This window comes from Compostibacter hankyongensis, from assembly GCF_039541075.1.
In the GTDB taxonomy this organism is placed as follows: Bacteria; Bacteroidota; Bacteroidia; order Chitinophagales; family Chitinophagaceae; genus Compostibacter; species Compostibacter hankyongensis.
Genome location: NZ_BAABFN010000002.1, coordinates 376,155 through 392,885 on the forward strand (window position 1 = coordinate 376,155; position 16,731 = coordinate 392,885).

Genomic DNA, 16,731 nt, shown 5'->3' on the forward strand with positions numbered 1-16,731 from the left:
GGCGGCGCGGCAGCGTTTTTAAATCCTGTTCCCATGTCCACATCCAGACGCAACTTCCTGAAAACCGCCGGCTGCCTGACTATCGGCTTCTCCATCGGCGGCGGTTCCTTTGCCTGCTCTCCCCCCTCGTCGGGAAAGCTTCCGCGCAGCCTGAGCCGGTTTCCCGCCCTGGACTCCTGGATAACGGTACTGGCGGACGGAAGGGTGCGGATCATGACGGGCAAGCTGGAGCTGGGGCAGGGTATCCGTACGGCCATCGCACAGGTGGCCGCCGAAGAGCTGAACCTGGGAATGGAAAATGTAACGGTGGACCTGGCCGAAACCGGTCATACGCCCGACGAAGGCTATACCGCCGGCAGCGGCTCCATTGAAGGCAGCGCCATGTCCGTACGATATGCCGCCGCCTATGCCCGGGAAAAGCTGCTTCAGCTGGCTGCAGACGAGCTGAAGGTGCGCGTTTCGGAGCTGCGCACGGCCCATGGCCGGATCAGCACTGTCAAGGGCACGCCGGCCATCACTTTTGCCGCCCTCCTGAAGGACCGGCAGCTCAACGACGAGGTGCGGATGCCGGTAACGCTAAAATCCAGGGACCGTTATCAGCTGGTGGGCAAACCCGTTCCCCGGGAAGATATCGGACGCATGGTACGGGCGGGGCCGGTGTATGTCCATAACCTCCGTTTTCCCGGAATGGTCCATGCCCGTATGATCCGTCCGCCGGTCTACGGGGCCAGGCTGCTGCAGCTGGACCAGGGGCCGGTAAAGCGGCATGTGCCGGGGCTGCTGAAGATCGTGGTCAACGGCAGCTTCCTCGGGGTGATCGCGGAGGATGAGTATTCGGCTATACAGGCCCAGAGCGTGCTGCGGGGCGATACGCACTGGTCCGTCCCTCCCCCTTTCCCGGAAGCCGCCAGGACCGATCTGCCCGCTTATCTCAAGACGTTGCCCGTGCAGACGCAGCAGGTAGCCCAGGCCGGCGATACGGCTCCGGCGGAGAACGGGGTCGTATCACTGAAAGCGGCTTACTTCAAGCCTTATATCATGCACGGCGCCATCGGTCCGTCCTGTGCCGTTGCATTTTACAACGAAGACATGCTGCATGTGTGGACCCATAGCCAGGGCGTATATCCGCTCCGGGAAACGTTGCAGAAGATGCTGGATATGCCGGCTGAAAAAATACATGTCAAGGGCGTGCCCGGTTCGGGCTGCTACGGCCATAACGGGGCGGATGATGCCGCCGCCGATGCGGCGCTGCTGGCCATGGCGTTGCCGGGCAGGCATGTCCGGCTGCAATGGTCACGCGAGGAAGAGCACAGCTGGGAGCCTTATGGGAGCGCCATGGTCATGGAAGCGGAAGCCGGTCTTGATGCCGACGGCAGGATCGTCCGCTGGCAATACGACCTCTGGTCCGACTCCCACGGGTCGCGTCCGGGCGGCGAACCGGGGAACCTGCTGCCGGCACGGTACCTGGCTACCCCGTTTCCGCCCAAGGCTGAAGGGTTTAGCGGAGGCGCTCACCGGAATGCCGAACCGTATTACCGCATTCCCAACCGGGAGATCAACGCACACTTTTTTGACGGCCCGCTCAGGACATCGGCGCTGCGCAGCCTCGGCGCCTTTGCCAATATCTTTGCCATTGAATCTTTTATGGATGAGCTGGCGGAAAAGGCGGGAAAAGATCCTTATACCTTCCGGCTGATGCACCTGGATGACGAACGGGCCAAAGCCGTCATCCGCAAGGTGCAGGAACTTACGAGCGGACAAGGCGCCGGTCCCGGCTCGGGTATGGGACTGGCGTTCTCCCGTTATAAAAATTCCGCCTCCTACTGCGCGGTAGTGGCGCGAGTAAGCGCCGATCCGGAAGCGGGCAGTATACGGGTGCAAAAGATGTGGGCCGTGATCGATGCCGGAGAGGTCATCAATCCCGACGGGCTAAAAAACCAGACCGAGGGAGGAATGATACAATCGGCCAGCTGGACCCTTAAGGAAGAGGTGCAGTTTGATGAAAAGCGGATTGTCAGCACGGACTGGAACCTCTATCCCGTTTTTCGCTTCAGCGAAGTGCCCGAGGTGGAGGTAACGGTGCTGGATCGTCCGGAGACAAAAGCCATGGGCGCCGGGGAAGCGGTACAGGGACCGGCTTCCGCCGCTATCGCCAACGCCGTGTACCGGGCTTGCGGAAAACGCATCCGCCGCCTGCCTTTGCTGCATCACATGGGCAGTTAAATCGTCTTATATCCGCAAGGGGGAGGATATGTCCGGGGTTTTATAGCTTGGCTTCCGGCTGCGGCTGGGGAATAGCTTCGGCGGCATACAGCGCAGGCGTTTCGGGAGCGTATTCTTCCTCCGTGGAGGATAGCGGTTGTGGTGAGGCTACAGCCGTGTCATGAAGAAATTTTTCACGGGCAACTTTGGAGGTCTTATGATCGCCGGTATGGCTCCATCCCGGTGGCATCACAAGGTACAGCAGCTTGTTTTTGATGCCGGGCGCTTTTCTGATATCTTTTCCCAAGGCTACAAACTCCCCGAAATAAGCATCCCAGAAGTTGTTTGGATTCATTTCGCGTGTAATACCGTATTCGACCGGAATATCTCTTCTTTCGTCCACCAGCGTGCCGAACACCTTATCCCATATATTCAGCAGGTTGCAGAAATTGGTATCCATATACAGGGGATTGCGCGCGTGGTGGACCCGGTGATGCGAGGGCGTCAGGATGATCCTGTTGAGGAAGCCCAGGCGGCCGTCTTTGAGGATGTTTTCGCCGGCATGGATGAATGCGCCCCATACCCCGTCAATAAACATGATCAGGAACAGCATGGGAGGGTTCACACCCAGCAGGATGCAGATGGAGGTGCGCACCACATCCGCATACGGGCCTTCCAGGAAGAAGTGGGCGTGGGAAACAAAGAGGTTCATCTGTTGCGGGGCATGGTGTGTGGAATGGAGGCACCACAGCAGGCGGATCTTATGCGCCCAGTAATGATAGTTGAAATGCGAAAATTCCCAGATGATGTATCCATAGATAAACCAGTACCAGGTGAAGGTGGTATGGAAGATGGCGACCCTTTCCAAAAGACCGATACAAAAGGCTACTGCGGCTATGGAGATAAAGCGGCCGATAAACCGGTTGAACACATAAATGATAAACGGAACCTTGTAATCCTCGATCTTGAATTTTTTGTAGACCATGGCCCGCAGCAGCTCAATGGTCAGCAGCAGCGGGAACAGGGGCGATATAAAGGCCATGATGCCTTTCAGGGTCAGCAATGAGCTGTAGTCGCCGGAGCGGACCAGGCTGATCAGCGAGCCTATGCCAAAGAAACCGATCACTTCATGGTACAGGGTGTTGAAAATATCGGAAACCATGAACAACATGACTGAAAAGTTTTAAGTGCTTACAGAACAATTCCGGCGGATGGAGCAACGGGACAACGTGCGGCGCAGATCCACTACAATATTACAAAAAAATCCCCGGAAATCCCGGTCTTATTGCGTCTGCAGGCGAAATCCGGCGCCGGTCCCCGGTCCCGGCATGCAGATATCCCGGCGGAAAGGATGATATGAAAAAGCCTGTCGCCGCGCTTGATTGGCAGTGAACCGAAAGGCCGGCAAAAAAGCCGGCCTTTCGGTTCAGGAATTGGGATTGATATGATGTGACGCTTCTTTGGTCAGTACCCCGGGTTCTGCTGCACGTTCGGATTGCGTTCGGTCTCGTCTGTCGGTATCGGGAAATAGAGATGGGTATCGGGATCAAATTTCATGAGCGCCGGCGTGGCGGAGCTGAAGAAATCGTTATCCGGTGCAATGAGCCCGCCAAGCGTCCACCGGCGCAGATCAAACCACCGTTGTCCCTCCCCTGCCAGCTCCCGGAGTCTTTCATCCATGATCCACTGCATGATTCTGTTCCGGTTGGTTTCGGCGCCGGAGAGATTTTCCGGCTGCGTGCCGCCGGGTACCATGTTACGGGCGCGGGTCCGCACCTGGTTGATCAGCGCAACAGCCGCGGCGGCGCTGCCGCCGGACTGCAGGATGGCCTCTGCTTTCAGCAGCAGCACATCTGCATATCGCAGGATGCGGGGGTTATTGGTGGAGCCCACGCCGAAGCCGGTCAGCTCATTATTCAGCACATACTTTTTTATCTGCCGGCTGGCAGGGTCGAGCGTCAGCGGCAGCCGCGGGTCGCCGTCGGTGAAGCTATCCAGCAGCTTTTGTGTCGCGATGAAGATGGGCTGACCATACTGCGCATAGTTGTTGTCAAAAAAGCCCCAGTAGGCGGAAGCCTGCCCGACGGCATAATCGACGTCGTTGTTGAGATAGACATTATCCACCTGGGTGGGACTGCTGGCCTGGAATTCAAATAAAGATTCTTCATTGTTTTCGGTGCGGTAGTTGAAGTTGTCTTCAAAATCGGATACCAGCGAAAGACCCGACAGCTGATCAAAAGCGGCGATGGCCGCCTGATAATCGGCATTGTCTTTCTTCACCGTGGCCCGGAACACCAGACACTTGCCCAACATGCCATACGCGCTGTTCCGCGTCACCCGCCCCCGGTTGTTGTTGTCCCAGCTTTCCGGTAGCAGACCGGCCGCGGCAGTGAGGTCCCTGATGGCCTGGTCCAGCAGCTGGGTGCCCTCGGAGCCGGGAGGATACAGCTCATCCTGGTGAAGAAAGCGAGTCGTATCGAGGGGGGAGGTGCCGAACATGTTCCAGAGGTTATAGAAGGCAAAAGCCCGGAGAAAGAGGGCTTCACCGTGGTTGTAATTTTTGAGCTGCTCGGTGGAAAAAACGCCCTCTTTGACCGAATCGATCTCATAGAGCACTACGTTGGCCCTGGCGATCATCTGGTAGCAGGCATTGTAATATCCGTTTATCTTGCCGTTTTCGGGCGCCAGCACAAAGTCCTCGAAATTGTTTTGCTGCGTGGCCGTGAGGTCGTCACCCGGCAGGAGCAAAGCTTCCTGCAGCCAGTTGATATTGTTATAGGAATACAGGTCGGTAAGCTTGGCGTAGATGCCCAGCACCGCCTGCTGAAAAGCGCTTTGTCGCGTAAAATAGGCCGTTTCGGTAGGCTGGGACGGGTTGATGCGCAACAGCTCCTTGTTACAGGACATCCAGACCATGCAAAGGGTCAGGAGCCCTGTGACCGTTAATTTTATATTGAAGTTTTTCATCTGAAGATGGTTTATAAGTTAGATATAGACCGGGTACGGGGTTTCCTCCAAACGGTCTGCATTCAGAAGCTGGCCCTTATGCCTGCGATGAACTGGCGGGTGCTCGGTACGACGTCGTTTTCCGGATCCGGTCCGCTCCATTTGGTGAGGGTAAACAGATTTACCCCGCTCAGGTAAAGCCGGATGCTTCTGATAAAACCGGTGCGCTGCAGCAGCGGGGACGGCAGCGTGTACCCCAGCTGGACGTTCTGCAGACGCAGGTAGGCTGCGCTTTCCACGAAACGGTCCGACATGCGTGTGTTGTGGTTAGGATCGTTAAAGACCGCCCGGGGCATCGTAGTGCTGTGGTTATCCGCGGTCCAGTGGTTCAGGGTGCTGGCCAGCTGGTTAATACCGTTTGCGCTCATCGCCTCGCCTACGGCCCGGTATGGGTTGTATTTCTTTACATCTCCCACACCCTGGAAGAATACGGAAAGATCAAAACGGCTGTAGCTCAGGCCCAGGTTGAACCCGTAATAATAACCGGGGATAGTGCTGCCGAGATAGGTCTGGTCGTTGTCATTGATCAGGCTGTCGCGCTGCGTGTTCTTGGTGGTCTGTCCTGCTACGGGATTACCATACAGGTCCTGGAAATAGATATCGCCGGGGCGGGGATCATTTGATCCGATGGCATCGCGGTACCGGGCTTTCCAGTCATCCGTTTCCTGGGTGTTCTGGAAGATCCCGCCGACTTTATAACCATATATATAACCTATGGGATAACCTTCTTCCAGCCCCAGGGGCCGGTTGGGAATGTGCAGGTATAACGAGCGCACCTCGTTGTGTACGGTGGTGAGGTTTGCAGAGACGGAAAAGCCCAGCTTTCCGAAATTCCGGTTATATCCCGCCTGGAGCTCGAAGCCCCTGTTCAGCACATCGGCGACGTTCTGATCCATCGGCATTTCTATCCCTGCATTGGCGGGCAGGGGGACGCTTTGGATGATCCCTTTGGTCATCTTGTGATAATAATCCGCCGTCAGGGAAAGGGTATTGTTAAACAAAAGTGCGTCGATGCCTACACTCGTTGTATATACTTTTTCCCAGCTGAGGTTCTCATTGGAGAATGTGGGGAGAAAGGAGGCAATCTGCATGTTCCCGTGACCATCTCCGTCGCCGGAGCCCAAGGCGTAATGCGGGTTGAAGCTTGCGGTATAGAGGTAGGCGAAACCGGAAGTGGTCTGTTCGTTCCCCAATACGCCGTAGCCGCCCCTGATCTTGAGGTCGTTCAGCCAGCTGAGGCTTTTCATAAAATCTTCCCGGGTGATGCGCCAGGCCACGGAAAAAGAGGGGAACGTTCCCCACTGGTGCCCGGGAGCGAAGCGGGAAGAGCCATCCCTTCTTACCGTGGCATCGAGGTAGTATTCGTCATTGTACTTATAGCTCAGGCGTCCGAGGTAGCCGATGAGCGCATAATTCTGCCAGCGGCTGTAAGAGCCGCCCGCATAAGGCAGGATCGATTCATAATAGCGCAGATCGGGATCGGCATAGTTGACCTGGGTGGAGGACGATCCCATGACGTCCCAGGTATAGTGCTGGTCGGATGCGTCGGCCATCAGCTCTATGGAGTGTTTGCCAAAAATGCGGCTGTAATCCACGTTAAGCGCCTTGATCAGGTTGTTCGTCCGGGTTTGCCGCAGGGTCATCGCACCGCCGGCATCTCCGTTCTGACTTTGATAGGGATTGCCGGGCGTCTGCGAGAACAGCCATCCCCGGTAATCGGTCCAGGTTTTCCGTTTGAGATTGTATAATTCCCCGCTGACGGTAGCCCTGATCTTCAGGCCGGTCAGCGGCGTTATCTGCGCATAGGCGCTGCCGATAAACATCTGGTTGTTGTACGTGGTGCTGTTAAAGGCCTGCTCGCCGAGCGCATTGGTAACGGCCTGCGGTCCCCAGAGCAGCGTAGGCCCCTGATCGAAGAGCGAATCCGGACCGGGGACAAGGCGACCCGGATCGTAATCGGGGTTGACCTTAAAGGTACCGCTGACTACCGGTGCAAAGCCGCCCCGGCCGTTGGGATCATAGATCGGCTGCCAGGGCGGAGCTTTGAAAATGGAAAGATCGCCCTGCGTATTCTGGAGCGTGTTTTCATCGGCGAGACGGAGGTTCAGGCCGGTTTCGAAGAACTTGTTGACGCGGGCGGTAAGGTTGCTGGCGACGGTATACCGCTCCTGGTTATTCTGCTTCAGTCCGCCGCTCATATAGGTATAGCCTGCCGAAACATAATAGTTGGTATGGCTGGTGCCCCCGGATATCCGCGCCGAATAATTGTTGACCGGCGCATTTTTCTTCAGCAGGGCTTTCTGCCAGTCGTAGCTGGGACTGTTGCCGAGGTATTCCGCCCTTTCGGGATCGTAAGCAGGGCCGAAGGTGCTGGCCCCGATGGCAACGGGAAGATGAGTGGCTGCATCGAGCGTGGGGTTGTTGGCATAGGCTTCCTGGTAGAGCGCGGCAAATTGCGGGGTATTGAGCAGCTTAAAGGTCTGGGGGATGTTCTGGAAGCCCATGGAAGCGTTCAGGTCCAGCCTGGCAGTGCCTTCCTGCCCTTTTTTGGTGGTGATCAGGATGACCCCGTTGGCCGCGCGTACACCGTATACTGCGGCAGCGGAAGCATCTTTTAAAACAGAGATGGATGCGATGTCATCGGGGTTGATCAGGGTGAAGATATTGATGGGCGACCTTACGTCGGTCACCCGTACATCATTGGTAACGCCTGAGCCGCCCTCGGCCACCGGCACGCCGTCGATCACATAGAGGGGATTGGCATCGTTAAAAGTATTTACACCCCGGATGCGGATGGTCGGCCGTCCCGAGGGGTCGCCGCCTGCAGACGTTACGTTCACCCCTGCCATCTGACCTTTCATGGCCAGCTCCGGCGTCATCGCGGTGCTTTTCTCTATCGTTTCGGCATTGATATCCGATATGGCCCCGGTAAGGTCTTTCTTCTGCCGCGTTCCGTAGCCGATCACCACCACCTCCGACATGGTTTTGGAAGAAGACTCCAGGGCGATATTGAGCTGGGGTCGCCCGTTGACGGCAATCTCCTGGTCCACATAGCCGAGAAAAGATACCACCAGTACGGCGTTGTCCGGTACATCCAGCTTGTAGGCCCCGCTTTCATCGGTAATCGTACCCGTGTTCCCGTCTTTAACGCGTATGGTCACCCCGGCCAACGTTTTGCCGTTGGCGGCATCGGTGACTTTTCCTTCGATATGGATGACGCCGGAGGCGGGGCCCTTTACGGTAATCGTGATCAGGTTGTTATCCAGGATTTTGTAGACCAGGCCGGTATGGGCAAAAGTCTTTTCCAGTACCTGCCCGATCGTTTCGTTTTTTGCGGTAAGCGTTATTTTATTTTTCGGGAGTATGTTATCCGAGTAAATAAACCGGTAGCTGTACAGATGCTCCATCAGCGTCAGCGCTTTTTTGATCTTTACCGATTTCAGGTCAAGGCTGATTCTTTCCTGCGAATAAACGACCGCCGAATAGGTATTGAAACAAAAGGCAGTTATCAGGAGCAGGGATAACTTCATGATGAGTAGAGATTTGAGCAGCCTTCCGGGAGGGAAGAAAGGCTTCCGGAGTGATTTTTTTTGCATACATTTGAAATTGACGGATAAAAAAATGGAAGAAAGCGCACTTTGGTAAAACTGCTTTTTTCCTTGACTGTCTGGGGAGATGCTCGCAACATCTCCCTTTTTTGTTGAGGTGGGAAGTAGTGTTCACGTCATGGCGTTATTTTTTATAGTAAAGGCTCATTTTTTACTGATCCGGATGCTGTTTCCTTCCATATGATAGCGGAAGGGGACGGAGAACTGCATGGCCTGCATGGCCTGGTCGATGGTTTCATTCCGGATGATCCCTGAGAACCGGGTTTGACTGATGACCGTATCGGAAAAAGATATTTTTACATTGTACCATCTTTCCATCTTGCGGGCCAGCTCGGCGAAAGGCTCATTGTCAAAGACCAGGGTGTTCTGTACCCAGGCGGTTTCCGGAAAAAGTCCTCCGTGTACGGGCTTTATCCGGGCAATGGTATACAGCGTGGTCTCTTCGTGATCGTCCTGCGGATGTTTTTTTATTTCCTGCAGGGTAGCGCCGACGGGTATGGTGATCTTTTCCTGCGGTTTCAGCAATATTTTCCGTTCGGGCTCCCGGGGATCGGTGATCTCGATAGCCCCTTCAATCAGCGTGGCCTCGAATTGCGTATCGCCGGGATAGGATTTCACCTCGAAAGCGGTACCGATATCCCGGATCTCCAGTTCGGAGGCATGCACGACAAAGGGGTGTGCTTCGTCATGAACAACTTCAAAAAAGGCTTCTCCTTTCAGGGTTACCTCGCGGATGCCGGTACGGGAAAAATCGTTGTAGGAGAGGTTGCTTCCGCTGTTTAGCCACACCTTGGTGCCGTCGGGCAGCACGATCTTTGAGCGGGAGCCGGGCTGGGTGGATACTTCATTGGAGGCCCGGAAATCCTTTTTCGCGATATCCGGGGATGCCAGGGAAAAATACAGCCAGAGTCCTGTGGTAACGAGCACGGCTGCCGCTGCAGCCATCACCCAGCGCCGAAGCCTGTGTCCGGCTTCCGGCCCGGCATCGGCATGAAGCCGCTGCTCCAGGCTTTTCCAGCCGGCCTCCTCATCGCGGGGCTGTTCCGCCAGGGTAAGTTTTTTCCCCAATATTCTTTTTAGAAAAGCATGGGCAGCCCCTACGGGCTCGTTCTCCCGGAGCATCCGTTCGAGCGTTTCACGCTCTGCAGGGGTAATATCCCCACTGTCTTTTCTGGCCATCAGCCGCCAGATGCTGTTTGCAGACATAAAAAACCTGTGGTCTTGACTTATATGACGGAAAAGCGGAGACGATACCCTTAAAGTGATCAAAAAAAAGCCGGCGGAGCGGTGGTGGCCTGAATGGCCGTTACTGTCGTGAGGCGGCCGGCAGCTGAAAGAGGATGGCGTTATGCAGTCTTTTGAGGGCGATGCTCATCTGGGTCTCTACGGTTTTCAGCTGCAGGTTGAGCAGGAGGGCCACATCCCGGTATTTCAATCCGTCCATTTTGACAAGCTTGAAGATCAGCCTGCATTTGGGTGGCAGGTCATTGATGGCAAGGTTTATCTTTTTCAGAAGCTCTGCAGAGATCATCAGCTCTTCGGGGGTGGCTTCCACCAGCAAGGGCGGCAGCTGTACTTCATCGAGGTTATAAATACGCTTCCCCGAGGTTTTCCGGAGATAGTCGATGCTGATATTCCGGGTGAGGATATAGCTATAGGATTTCAGGTTCTCTATCTGTTCCAGGCGGGACCGCTGCTGCCATATCCTGAGGAAGACGTCTTCCACGATCTCCTCTGCGAGCGGCCGGGAGCGGATGATGGTCATGGCCAGCTGAAAGAGCTGCCCGCTCCAGCATTCATATAATTCCCTCAGGGCAGATTCGTCTCCCCCGGCGATACGGAATTGCAAATGCTTTGTATGGTCCTGCAGCATCCTGCAACAAACCTAATCGTTTTTTGTATGTATGTGTAAAAAAAATGGTTGAGGCGGCTACAGTTCCGTTGCCCGGATGTCCAGCGAGGCCAGCATTGTTATTACTTCCTCGCAGGTTATCCCGGCAGATACCAGCCTGAAGATGTTGTCGCAGTCATCAAAGTCGAAATTCCAGGACCGTACCTTTTGTTCCCGGCTGAACAGCCTGCGGAGCGCTTCCAGGTCGGTCTGCTCCGAAGCATCGGTCTTAAAAACAAGTATTTCTTCCACGGTAAGGTATTTATGATGTCAGGCCATATTTTTTTTCAATCAGGTGCTGTATATCCTGTATGGGATAGTCCGGCATCGATACATAGGACAGCCCTACGCCGTCGAACAAGGCGCAAAGCAGGTAGACCTCGGCTTCGGGATCCGCATAGCCCAGATCGGCGAATATCCGGGTCATCTCTCCTATCCATTTTTTCCGGACATATTCCAGCTCGTTTTTTAATCCTTTTACGACCTCGGGCTGAACCGTTAAGGCGAGGGTGAGACGCAGCAGCTTTGTTTCCTGCAGGATAAAACGGAAGGAGTAATCGCTGATCTGTTTCAGAAACTGCTGCGGCGAAAGCTGATCCCGGTCTTCGAACATGGCTTCGCTCTCGGCGATCAGGGTGCTGAAGATGCCTTTGAGGATATCTCCCTTACCCTTAAAATAATAATAGATAAGCCCCTTGGATACCTTTGCCCGGCCGGCTATGCTGTCTACTGTGGTCCGGGCATAACCCTTGGCCGCGAAAAGCCAGAGGGCAGCGTCTATGATCTTTCTCCTGGGATCAGCGGTCCCCGGGTGCGGCCTTTGGGTATGGTTGCTCATCGTCTTTAAAAACGACCAGTCCTAAACTGACTGACCGGTCAGTCAAAAGTAGAACTTGTTCATGAGAGGACCAATTTTTTTTCTGTGTGATTTTCTCCCGCGGCTGCCGGGGCACCACATAAAAAATCAATATATTGACATGATCATTAAAAGGGAGGAGCTCAATAACCAAAATCATCTTTCAGCACGCTAACCCCATTTAAATGGGAGAGCTGCATATAATCTATGGAACCGGTGCCTTCGAATTGGTACCTTACGCCAAGTACCTCTGCAGGTTTATTTAAGATAGTAGTTTCATACGCTTTTTTACCGTCAATTAATATTTGTACCCGTTTGTTACGGACTTCACAACTTACATTTACCCACTGATTTAAATTGCAACCAAAAGCGGAAAGATCGGTTTCCATGCTCCTCGCTGCTTTCCCAGCCAGGTAAAGCCCTATGTCGCCCCCTACGCATCCTTTTGCACATAAGGGAAAAAAGAACATATCCTGCTTGCAATAAATAGTGATAAATATGCGTTGGCAGGCAGCGCTGCCTTGAGAAAAATTGGATTTAAGCCTTGTCCGGAAGATAAAATTATCGCTCATCAAATCTGTTTCAGGTAGTACGGTTCCATAATAAACGACAGGTGGCTTAGGTTGCATTGGGATATTTTTCTGTCGTATACTTTCGGCAGACAAATGTAAAATGCCGTTGCGTATACATTCATCCGATTTGAAATAGACAGGAACAGGATCCTGTTCAACGGCTACTATCCAGCCATTAGAAGGAATGATTAAATCATGTTCCTTTACTATACGGTTATTTACAATCAGTTTTGCCCGGTAATAACCCGGATAGTAATAGATGGATGAGTACTCCCGGCCTTTTGCAGGGACCAAGTGCCGCCGCTTCGGATCCCAGGATTGTTGTATGTACACAGAATCTGTATTGGCTGAAGCGGCATCATAGCGAAATATAACAGAATTGGGAAGACCATTGGTCACGGGTTTGCTGCTGAAAGAAAACATATCCGGAGACAACGGCTTCGGCGAAATATGACTTTTGGAAAAAATAAAGGCTCCTGCAAGTATGGCTGTCAATCCGATACCCAGCATCCAGCATATGCGCTTCCGGTTCAGCCAATGATCCGGATGTCCGGCCCCTGTACCAGCAGGTTTAATGGAAGAAGCGTCCTCCGACAATTGATGTACGGCAGTATTCGTACGCTGAAAATCCTGCCAGTTTTTGTAGCCTAAAAAGGAGGCAAGCGCGTTGAGCGTAGTGCCGGTTGGTGTGGAATTATACTTGACCCGGTTCCATATTCTTTTTAGCGTGGTAACGCTTAGCAAGATGCCTGTTTGTTCGGAAATTTGTTCTCTGAGCTGTTCAAAGTCAAATGTTGACCAGTCTTTTCCACTACCTGCACCCAGTTTCTCTTCAATCATCCGACAGCAACGATCCAGCTCCCTTTCTGTTTGTTGGGCGTTCATGAAATGGTTAATTGGTATTTTGTAGTCATGAACAAATTTGAATGGGTATAAAGTTAGCTCATTCCATCCGATTTGCCGCTACTATCTGCTTGCCATTGCTGTAGACAATAAAGTGAGTAACCTTATCTTCGTTGTTTTTGAAAAATTCAACCTCAATGCCGATATCCCGGGAGAAGAATTTATTGTCTGCTTCCGGATACAATAACGTGGAAATAAAACTTTTTCCCGACAAACGGAGATACTTCCCTGCTGTGACAACCTGCGCCTGTGTGCCATTGGGCAGTTTGTAGGTGCCGACATACATTTTTTCTACTGTGTCAGAGAGTTTGATTAGCCGGGCGTCAAAAGTAAGGTCAGGTGTGATTTGAACTCCCTCCAGGTCGCTTATACGGGCTATCATTCCCCTACCCCAATACGCATCATTCCCCAAGCCGACAAGCAATTCATTGGCTCCTTTTTTCAAAGGCAGCATGAATGACGTGTTTTCTACCGAGCAACGTCCGCCCGGCTCCTTTTCCATTAGCCGGCCTTGCAGGTTTTTATCCAAATACAGCATTTGCCCATTCAGAAAGACCCAGACATCGTCTAAGAACCCTAAATTCATTTTTTTCTTTTGCTCCACAGCTGACTGAATGTTCACCTTCAGCCAGATGATGCTTCTGACCTTGTTTTTTCCAAAGGCGCGGGTCAGGTTTATCAGTCCCCGCCGCTCGGCCTCCAGCACCCGCCATGAAGTTTCCGGGGTGGGAAGTAAATCATAGCTGAAGTCTACGTTTTTGGAGATCGGGAGCGGATCTGTCACTGCCCATCTTCGGATGTATCGGGGATCATTACCTGTGGGGTCCATGCCCGGAGACGAGGAAAGATTTTCGGTCTTTCCCGGCATCACGGTCAGGTTTGACACCACCATATCTCCCTCGAAAGCAATAGCGCCGCTTTCCGGATTTCCTTCTAAATGTTCGACCTGAAGAGCAGGCTCGTCAGTATTGTTGATGTATATGCGCAATTGTGCATGGGAAATAACCAGTTTTACATGGTTCCAATCGCCCTTCCTGAAGGTGGCATTAGACTGGTACTGAGGATAGATATCCCAAAGCAGCACACCATCAATTACAGGTGCATACTGTATGCCTTCTATAGCAGTAGAGTCCCCCGCCCGGTTCATACGCAAATAAAAGCATTCATTTTCCTCAGCATCCTGATAACGGAAATAAAAGGTCAGGTTATCGGGTTTTACATCAAATTCAATGGTGCCGTCGGAAAAATTCAGGTCCTTAGCCACTACTTTCCCGGCTTCCGGTGAAATATTCATTGCCGGCGACCCTTTCTCCTGAATGAACCCCACCGTCCCCGGTGTAAAGATCCATTTTGCCGCCTCCAGTGGGAAGTTCCCCGTCTTATTCTTCTGGGCAAAAGCCGTGGAGCAGACCAGGAAAACGCATACGAATAAAATATTCCTTTTCATTTGTTGATTTTTTTTAATTAATAGTATCCGCCTGCGACGGGATGCCCGTTTCATAAGTCTGCCTTGTAAGTATATGATTAGAAAGCCGGAGCCGGAGGGTGTATGGCAGCACTCCCGGCAAGATTAGGAAAACAAAGCAGAAAGTTCACTTCTTCATCTGTTCAAATGCTGTTCAAACGTGTTCAAGTTATATTCAGGGTCCTCAAATGCAGCTTTGAGTGAGATATTATCTAAATTATTCATTTATAGGGAGAACATTACCAGTCGATTTACTCACTTTTCAAAGGTGGATATCGGGAAGGGATCATCTTGTCGTAATTGCCCCCTCAAAATGCCGTTTTTGCACCCGCTTTAAGAAAATAATTACGCCTATGTTTGTTGAAAAAACAATACCATGGAAAAAATCCAGACGGGACTTCCGGATATCGTATCGCCGGAGGATTGGGAAAAAGCCCATCAGGCCTTTTTGAAAAGGGAGAAGGACTTTACCCGGCAGCGGGATGCGCTCAGCGCCGGGCGGCGGCGCTTACCCATGACGGAAATAAAGAAGCCATATGTTTTTGAAGGGCCGCAGGGAGCGGTAAGCTTATTGGACTTATTTGAAGGACGCCGGCAGCTCCTCCTCTATCATTTTATGTTTGCCCCGGGTGTGAACGGCTGGCCGGATGCGGGTTGTCCGGGTTGTTCTATGTTTACGGACAATATCGGGCAATTCACCCCCGCTCATCTGAAGGCGCGCGGGATATCCCTGGCGCTGGTATCGCTTGCACCGCTTGCCAGCATCGAAGCCTACCGGAAACGCATGGGATGGTCGCATCGCTGGGTCTCTTCCGGGCACAACTCATTTAACAAAGACCTTGGCATTACCACACCCCAGGGAGAAGGACATGGCCTTAGCGTATTGCTGCGCGACGGAGACCGCATCTACCGGACCTACTTCACCTCGGCCCGCGGTACCGAAGCGCTCGGAAATGTTTGGGGATTTCTCGACGCTACCCCGTTTGGAAGACAGGAGATATGGGAGGATACGCCCGAAGGCAGACCGCAAACCGAGCCTTACATATGGTGGCGCAGGCATGATGAATATGATACCCATTGATCGTAACAAGATACAATACCTCACCCTTTTCAAAAACTACTAAAAACAAATCAACATGAAAACAGTCAATCCTTACCTGAACTTTGACGGCCAGGCCGAAGAAGCAATGAACTTTTACAAATCCGTGTTCGGCGGTGAATTCACGGGCAATGGCATTATGCGTATGAGCGATGCCCCCGGTCAGCCCGATCTGCCCGAAGAAGAAAAAGACCGGGTGATGCATGTATCCCTGCCTTTGGGCAATGGCAGCCTGCTCATGGCCAGCGATATCTTTCCCTCCATGGGCCACAGGCTGACCATAGGCAACAACAATTATATCAGCCTTGCGTCCGACAGCCGGGAAGAAGCCGACCGTCTTTTTGAGGGATTGTCCAAAGGCGGGGAAGTAGAAATGCCCATGCAGGACCAGTTCTGGGGAGATTACTTCGGCAGCTTCAAAGACAAATACGGCGTCTGCTGGATGATCAATTACAGTAACGCGTCACAGGGATCGTGAAAATAAGATCATCGCGGGGGTTTAGAAAAACCAGCGAAAACCGCAAGGTGCCGATGCGCCTTCGGTATTACCTGCCCACTGCAAAGCTATGGCAGGCAGGACTGACTATAAAAAAATAAATATTAACAGATGAAAAAGATAAATATTATCTACTGGATATTTACCGGACTTCTCCTCGCGCTGATGCTGTTCAGCGGCGTTACCAGCCTCGTTAATCCGGAAAGCACAAAAGCGCTGATCTCAACCCACCTGGGTTACCCGGAATATTTCGGCCCCCTGATCAGTATCGCTAAAATATTAGGGGTTATTGCGATACTGGTCCCCGGCTTCTCCCGGCTGAAGGAATGGGCTTATGCCGGCTTTACTTTTGACCTGGTTTTTGCTGTCCTTTCTTTTATTGCCGTGGGCGATCCTGTTTCCGGTACCTGGTTCATGTTTTTCGGGTTGATCCTGGTATTCGGTTCGTATATTTTTTATCATAAGAAAAGAAAGCAGGCCGGCAGCCCGGCAGATGTTAAGGTAGCCGGATCTGAAGTAAGCATGGGATGAAGTTTATGGAAGCATAGCCCGGCAAATAAATGTTGTTATTTCCGGGGAGTGCATATCCGCCGATCCCTGACCAGACGTATAATGGACCAGCGGTATGCATCT

Annotated in this window: 13 protein-coding genes; 4 read left to right on the forward strand and 9 right to left on the reverse strand. The window is 52.7% G+C overall.

All coding sequences use genetic code 11. The annotated features are described in order from the left end of the window. Positions 1-33 precede the first annotated feature (33 nt). Entirely contained in the window at positions 34-2,223 is a 2,190-nt protein-coding gene (locus ABD851_RS06440) for a xanthine dehydrogenase family protein molybdopterin-binding subunit (RefSeq protein ID WP_344977259.1), read from the forward strand. Positions 2,224-2,263: 40 nt separating this feature from the next. Here the strand turns inward: ABD851_RS06440 and ABD851_RS06445 are convergent, their stop codons facing one another. The 9 genes from ABD851_RS06445 to ABD851_RS06485 all read right to left on the reverse strand — a co-directional run bounded on the left by ABD851_RS06445 (position 2,264) and on the right by ABD851_RS06485 (position 14,485). Further along, complete coding sequence (locus ABD851_RS06445) at positions 2,264-3,373, reverse strand: sterol desaturase family protein (RefSeq protein WP_344977262.1); 1,110 nt, start codon at positions 3,371-3,373, stop codon at positions 2,264-2,266. Between the two features lie 293 nt (positions 3,374-3,666). Continuing rightward, entirely contained in the window at positions 3,667-5,169 is a 1,503-nt protein-coding gene (locus ABD851_RS06450) for a RagB/SusD family nutrient uptake outer membrane protein (protein ID WP_344977265.1), read from the reverse strand. Between the two features lie 62 nt (positions 5,170-5,231). Beyond that, on the reverse strand, positions 5,232-8,804 hold the full coding sequence (locus ABD851_RS06455; RefSeq protein ID WP_344977267.1) for a SusC/RagA family TonB-linked outer membrane protein: 3,573 nt from the start codon (positions 8,802-8,804) through the stop codon (positions 5,232-5,234). 156 nt (positions 8,805-8,960) lie between these two features. Continuing rightward, positions 8,961-10,022 carry a FecR family protein gene (locus ABD851_RS06460; RefSeq protein ID WP_344977270.1) on the reverse strand — a complete coding sequence of 354 codons (1,062 nt, stop codon included), beginning with the start codon at positions 10,020-10,022 and terminating at the stop codon, positions 8,961-8,963. Positions 10,023-10,122: 100 nt separating this feature from the next. Further along, positions 10,123-10,665: an RNA polymerase sigma-70 factor gene (locus tag ABD851_RS06465; protein WP_344977273.1), complete on the reverse strand. Its 543-nt coding sequence runs from the start codon at positions 10,663-10,665 to the stop codon at positions 10,123-10,125. 81 nt (positions 10,666-10,746) lie between these two features. Next, positions 10,747-10,959: a hypothetical protein gene (locus ABD851_RS06470; protein ID WP_344977276.1), complete on the reverse strand. Its 213-nt coding sequence runs from the start codon at positions 10,957-10,959 to the stop codon at positions 10,747-10,749. A 10-nt stretch (positions 10,960-10,969) separates the two neighbouring features. Beyond that, positions 10,970-11,545 carry a TetR/AcrR family transcriptional regulator gene (locus ABD851_RS06475; RefSeq protein WP_344977279.1) on the reverse strand — a complete coding sequence of 192 codons (576 nt, stop codon included), beginning with the start codon at positions 11,543-11,545 and terminating at the stop codon, positions 10,970-10,972. A 161-nt stretch (positions 11,546-11,706) separates the two neighbouring features. Further along, positions 11,707-13,020: a hypothetical protein gene (locus ABD851_RS06480; RefSeq protein WP_344977282.1), complete on the reverse strand. Its 1,314-nt coding sequence runs from the start codon at positions 13,018-13,020 to the stop codon at positions 11,707-11,709. 58 nt (positions 13,021-13,078) lie between these two features. Further along, the gene (locus ABD851_RS06485) at positions 13,079-14,485 is read right to left on the reverse strand and encodes a hypothetical protein (RefSeq protein WP_344977285.1); all 1,407 of its coding nucleotides are present in this window, start codon (positions 14,483-14,485) and stop codon (positions 13,079-13,081) included. A 394-nt stretch (positions 14,486-14,879) separates the two neighbouring features. Here ABD851_RS06485 and ABD851_RS06490 point away from each other — a divergent pair, with 394 nt between their 5' ends. From ABD851_RS06490 to ABD851_RS06500, 3 genes are all read left to right on the forward strand, one after another. Then, entirely contained in the window at positions 14,880-15,584 is a 705-nt protein-coding gene (locus tag ABD851_RS06490) for a DUF899 domain-containing protein (RefSeq protein WP_344977288.1), read from the forward strand. Positions 15,585-15,639: 55 nt separating this feature from the next. Further along, on the forward strand, positions 15,640-16,080 hold the full coding sequence (locus tag ABD851_RS06495) for a VOC family protein (protein WP_344977291.1): 441 nt from the start codon (positions 15,640-15,642) through the stop codon (positions 16,078-16,080). A 129-nt stretch (positions 16,081-16,209) separates the two neighbouring features. Next, entirely contained in the window at positions 16,210-16,629 is a 420-nt protein-coding gene (locus ABD851_RS06500; protein WP_344977294.1) for a DoxX family protein, read from the forward strand. Positions 16,630-16,731: the final 102 nt, after the last annotated feature.

Excerpts from the sequence above, each read along its gene's own strand:
- ABD851_RS06490 (WP_344977288.1), top strand. The coding sequence starts at position 14,880 with ATGGAAAAAATCCAGACGGGACTTCCGGATATCGTATCGCCGGAGGAT.
- ABD851_RS06440 (WP_344977259.1), top strand. The coding sequence starts at position 34 with ATGTCCACATCCAGACGCAACTTCCTGAAAACCGCCGGCTGCCTGACT.
- ABD851_RS06500 (WP_344977294.1), top strand. The coding sequence starts at position 16,210 with ATGAAAAAGATAAATATTATCTACTGGATATTTACCGGACTTCTCCTC.
- ABD851_RS06455 (WP_344977267.1), bottom strand. The coding sequence starts at position 8,804 with ATGCAAAAAAAATCACTCCGGAAGCCTTTCTTCCCTCCCGGAAGGCTG.
- ABD851_RS06485 (WP_344977285.1), bottom strand. The coding sequence starts at position 14,485 with ATGAAAAGGAATATTTTATTCGTATGCGTTTTCCTGGTCTGCTCCACG.
- ABD851_RS06480 (WP_344977282.1), bottom strand. The coding sequence starts at position 13,020 with ATGAACGCCCAACAAACAGAAAGGGAGCTGGATCGTTGCTGTCGGATG.
- ABD851_RS06475 (WP_344977279.1), bottom strand. The coding sequence starts at position 11,545 with ATGAGCAACCATACCCAAAGGCCGCACCCGGGGACCGCTGATCCCAGG.
- ABD851_RS06495 (WP_344977291.1), top strand. The coding sequence starts at position 15,640 with ATGAAAACAGTCAATCCTTACCTGAACTTTGACGGCCAGGCCGAAGAA.
- ABD851_RS06450 (WP_344977265.1), bottom strand. The coding sequence starts at position 5,169 with ATGAAAAACTTCAATATAAAATTAACGGTCACAGGGCTCCTGACCCTT.
- ABD851_RS06460 (WP_344977270.1), bottom strand. The coding sequence starts at position 10,022 with ATGTCTGCAAACAGCATCTGGCGGCTGATGGCCAGAAAAGACAGTGGG.
- ABD851_RS06445 (WP_344977262.1), bottom strand. The coding sequence starts at position 3,373 with ATGTTGTTCATGGTTTCCGATATTTTCAACACCCTGTACCATGAAGTG.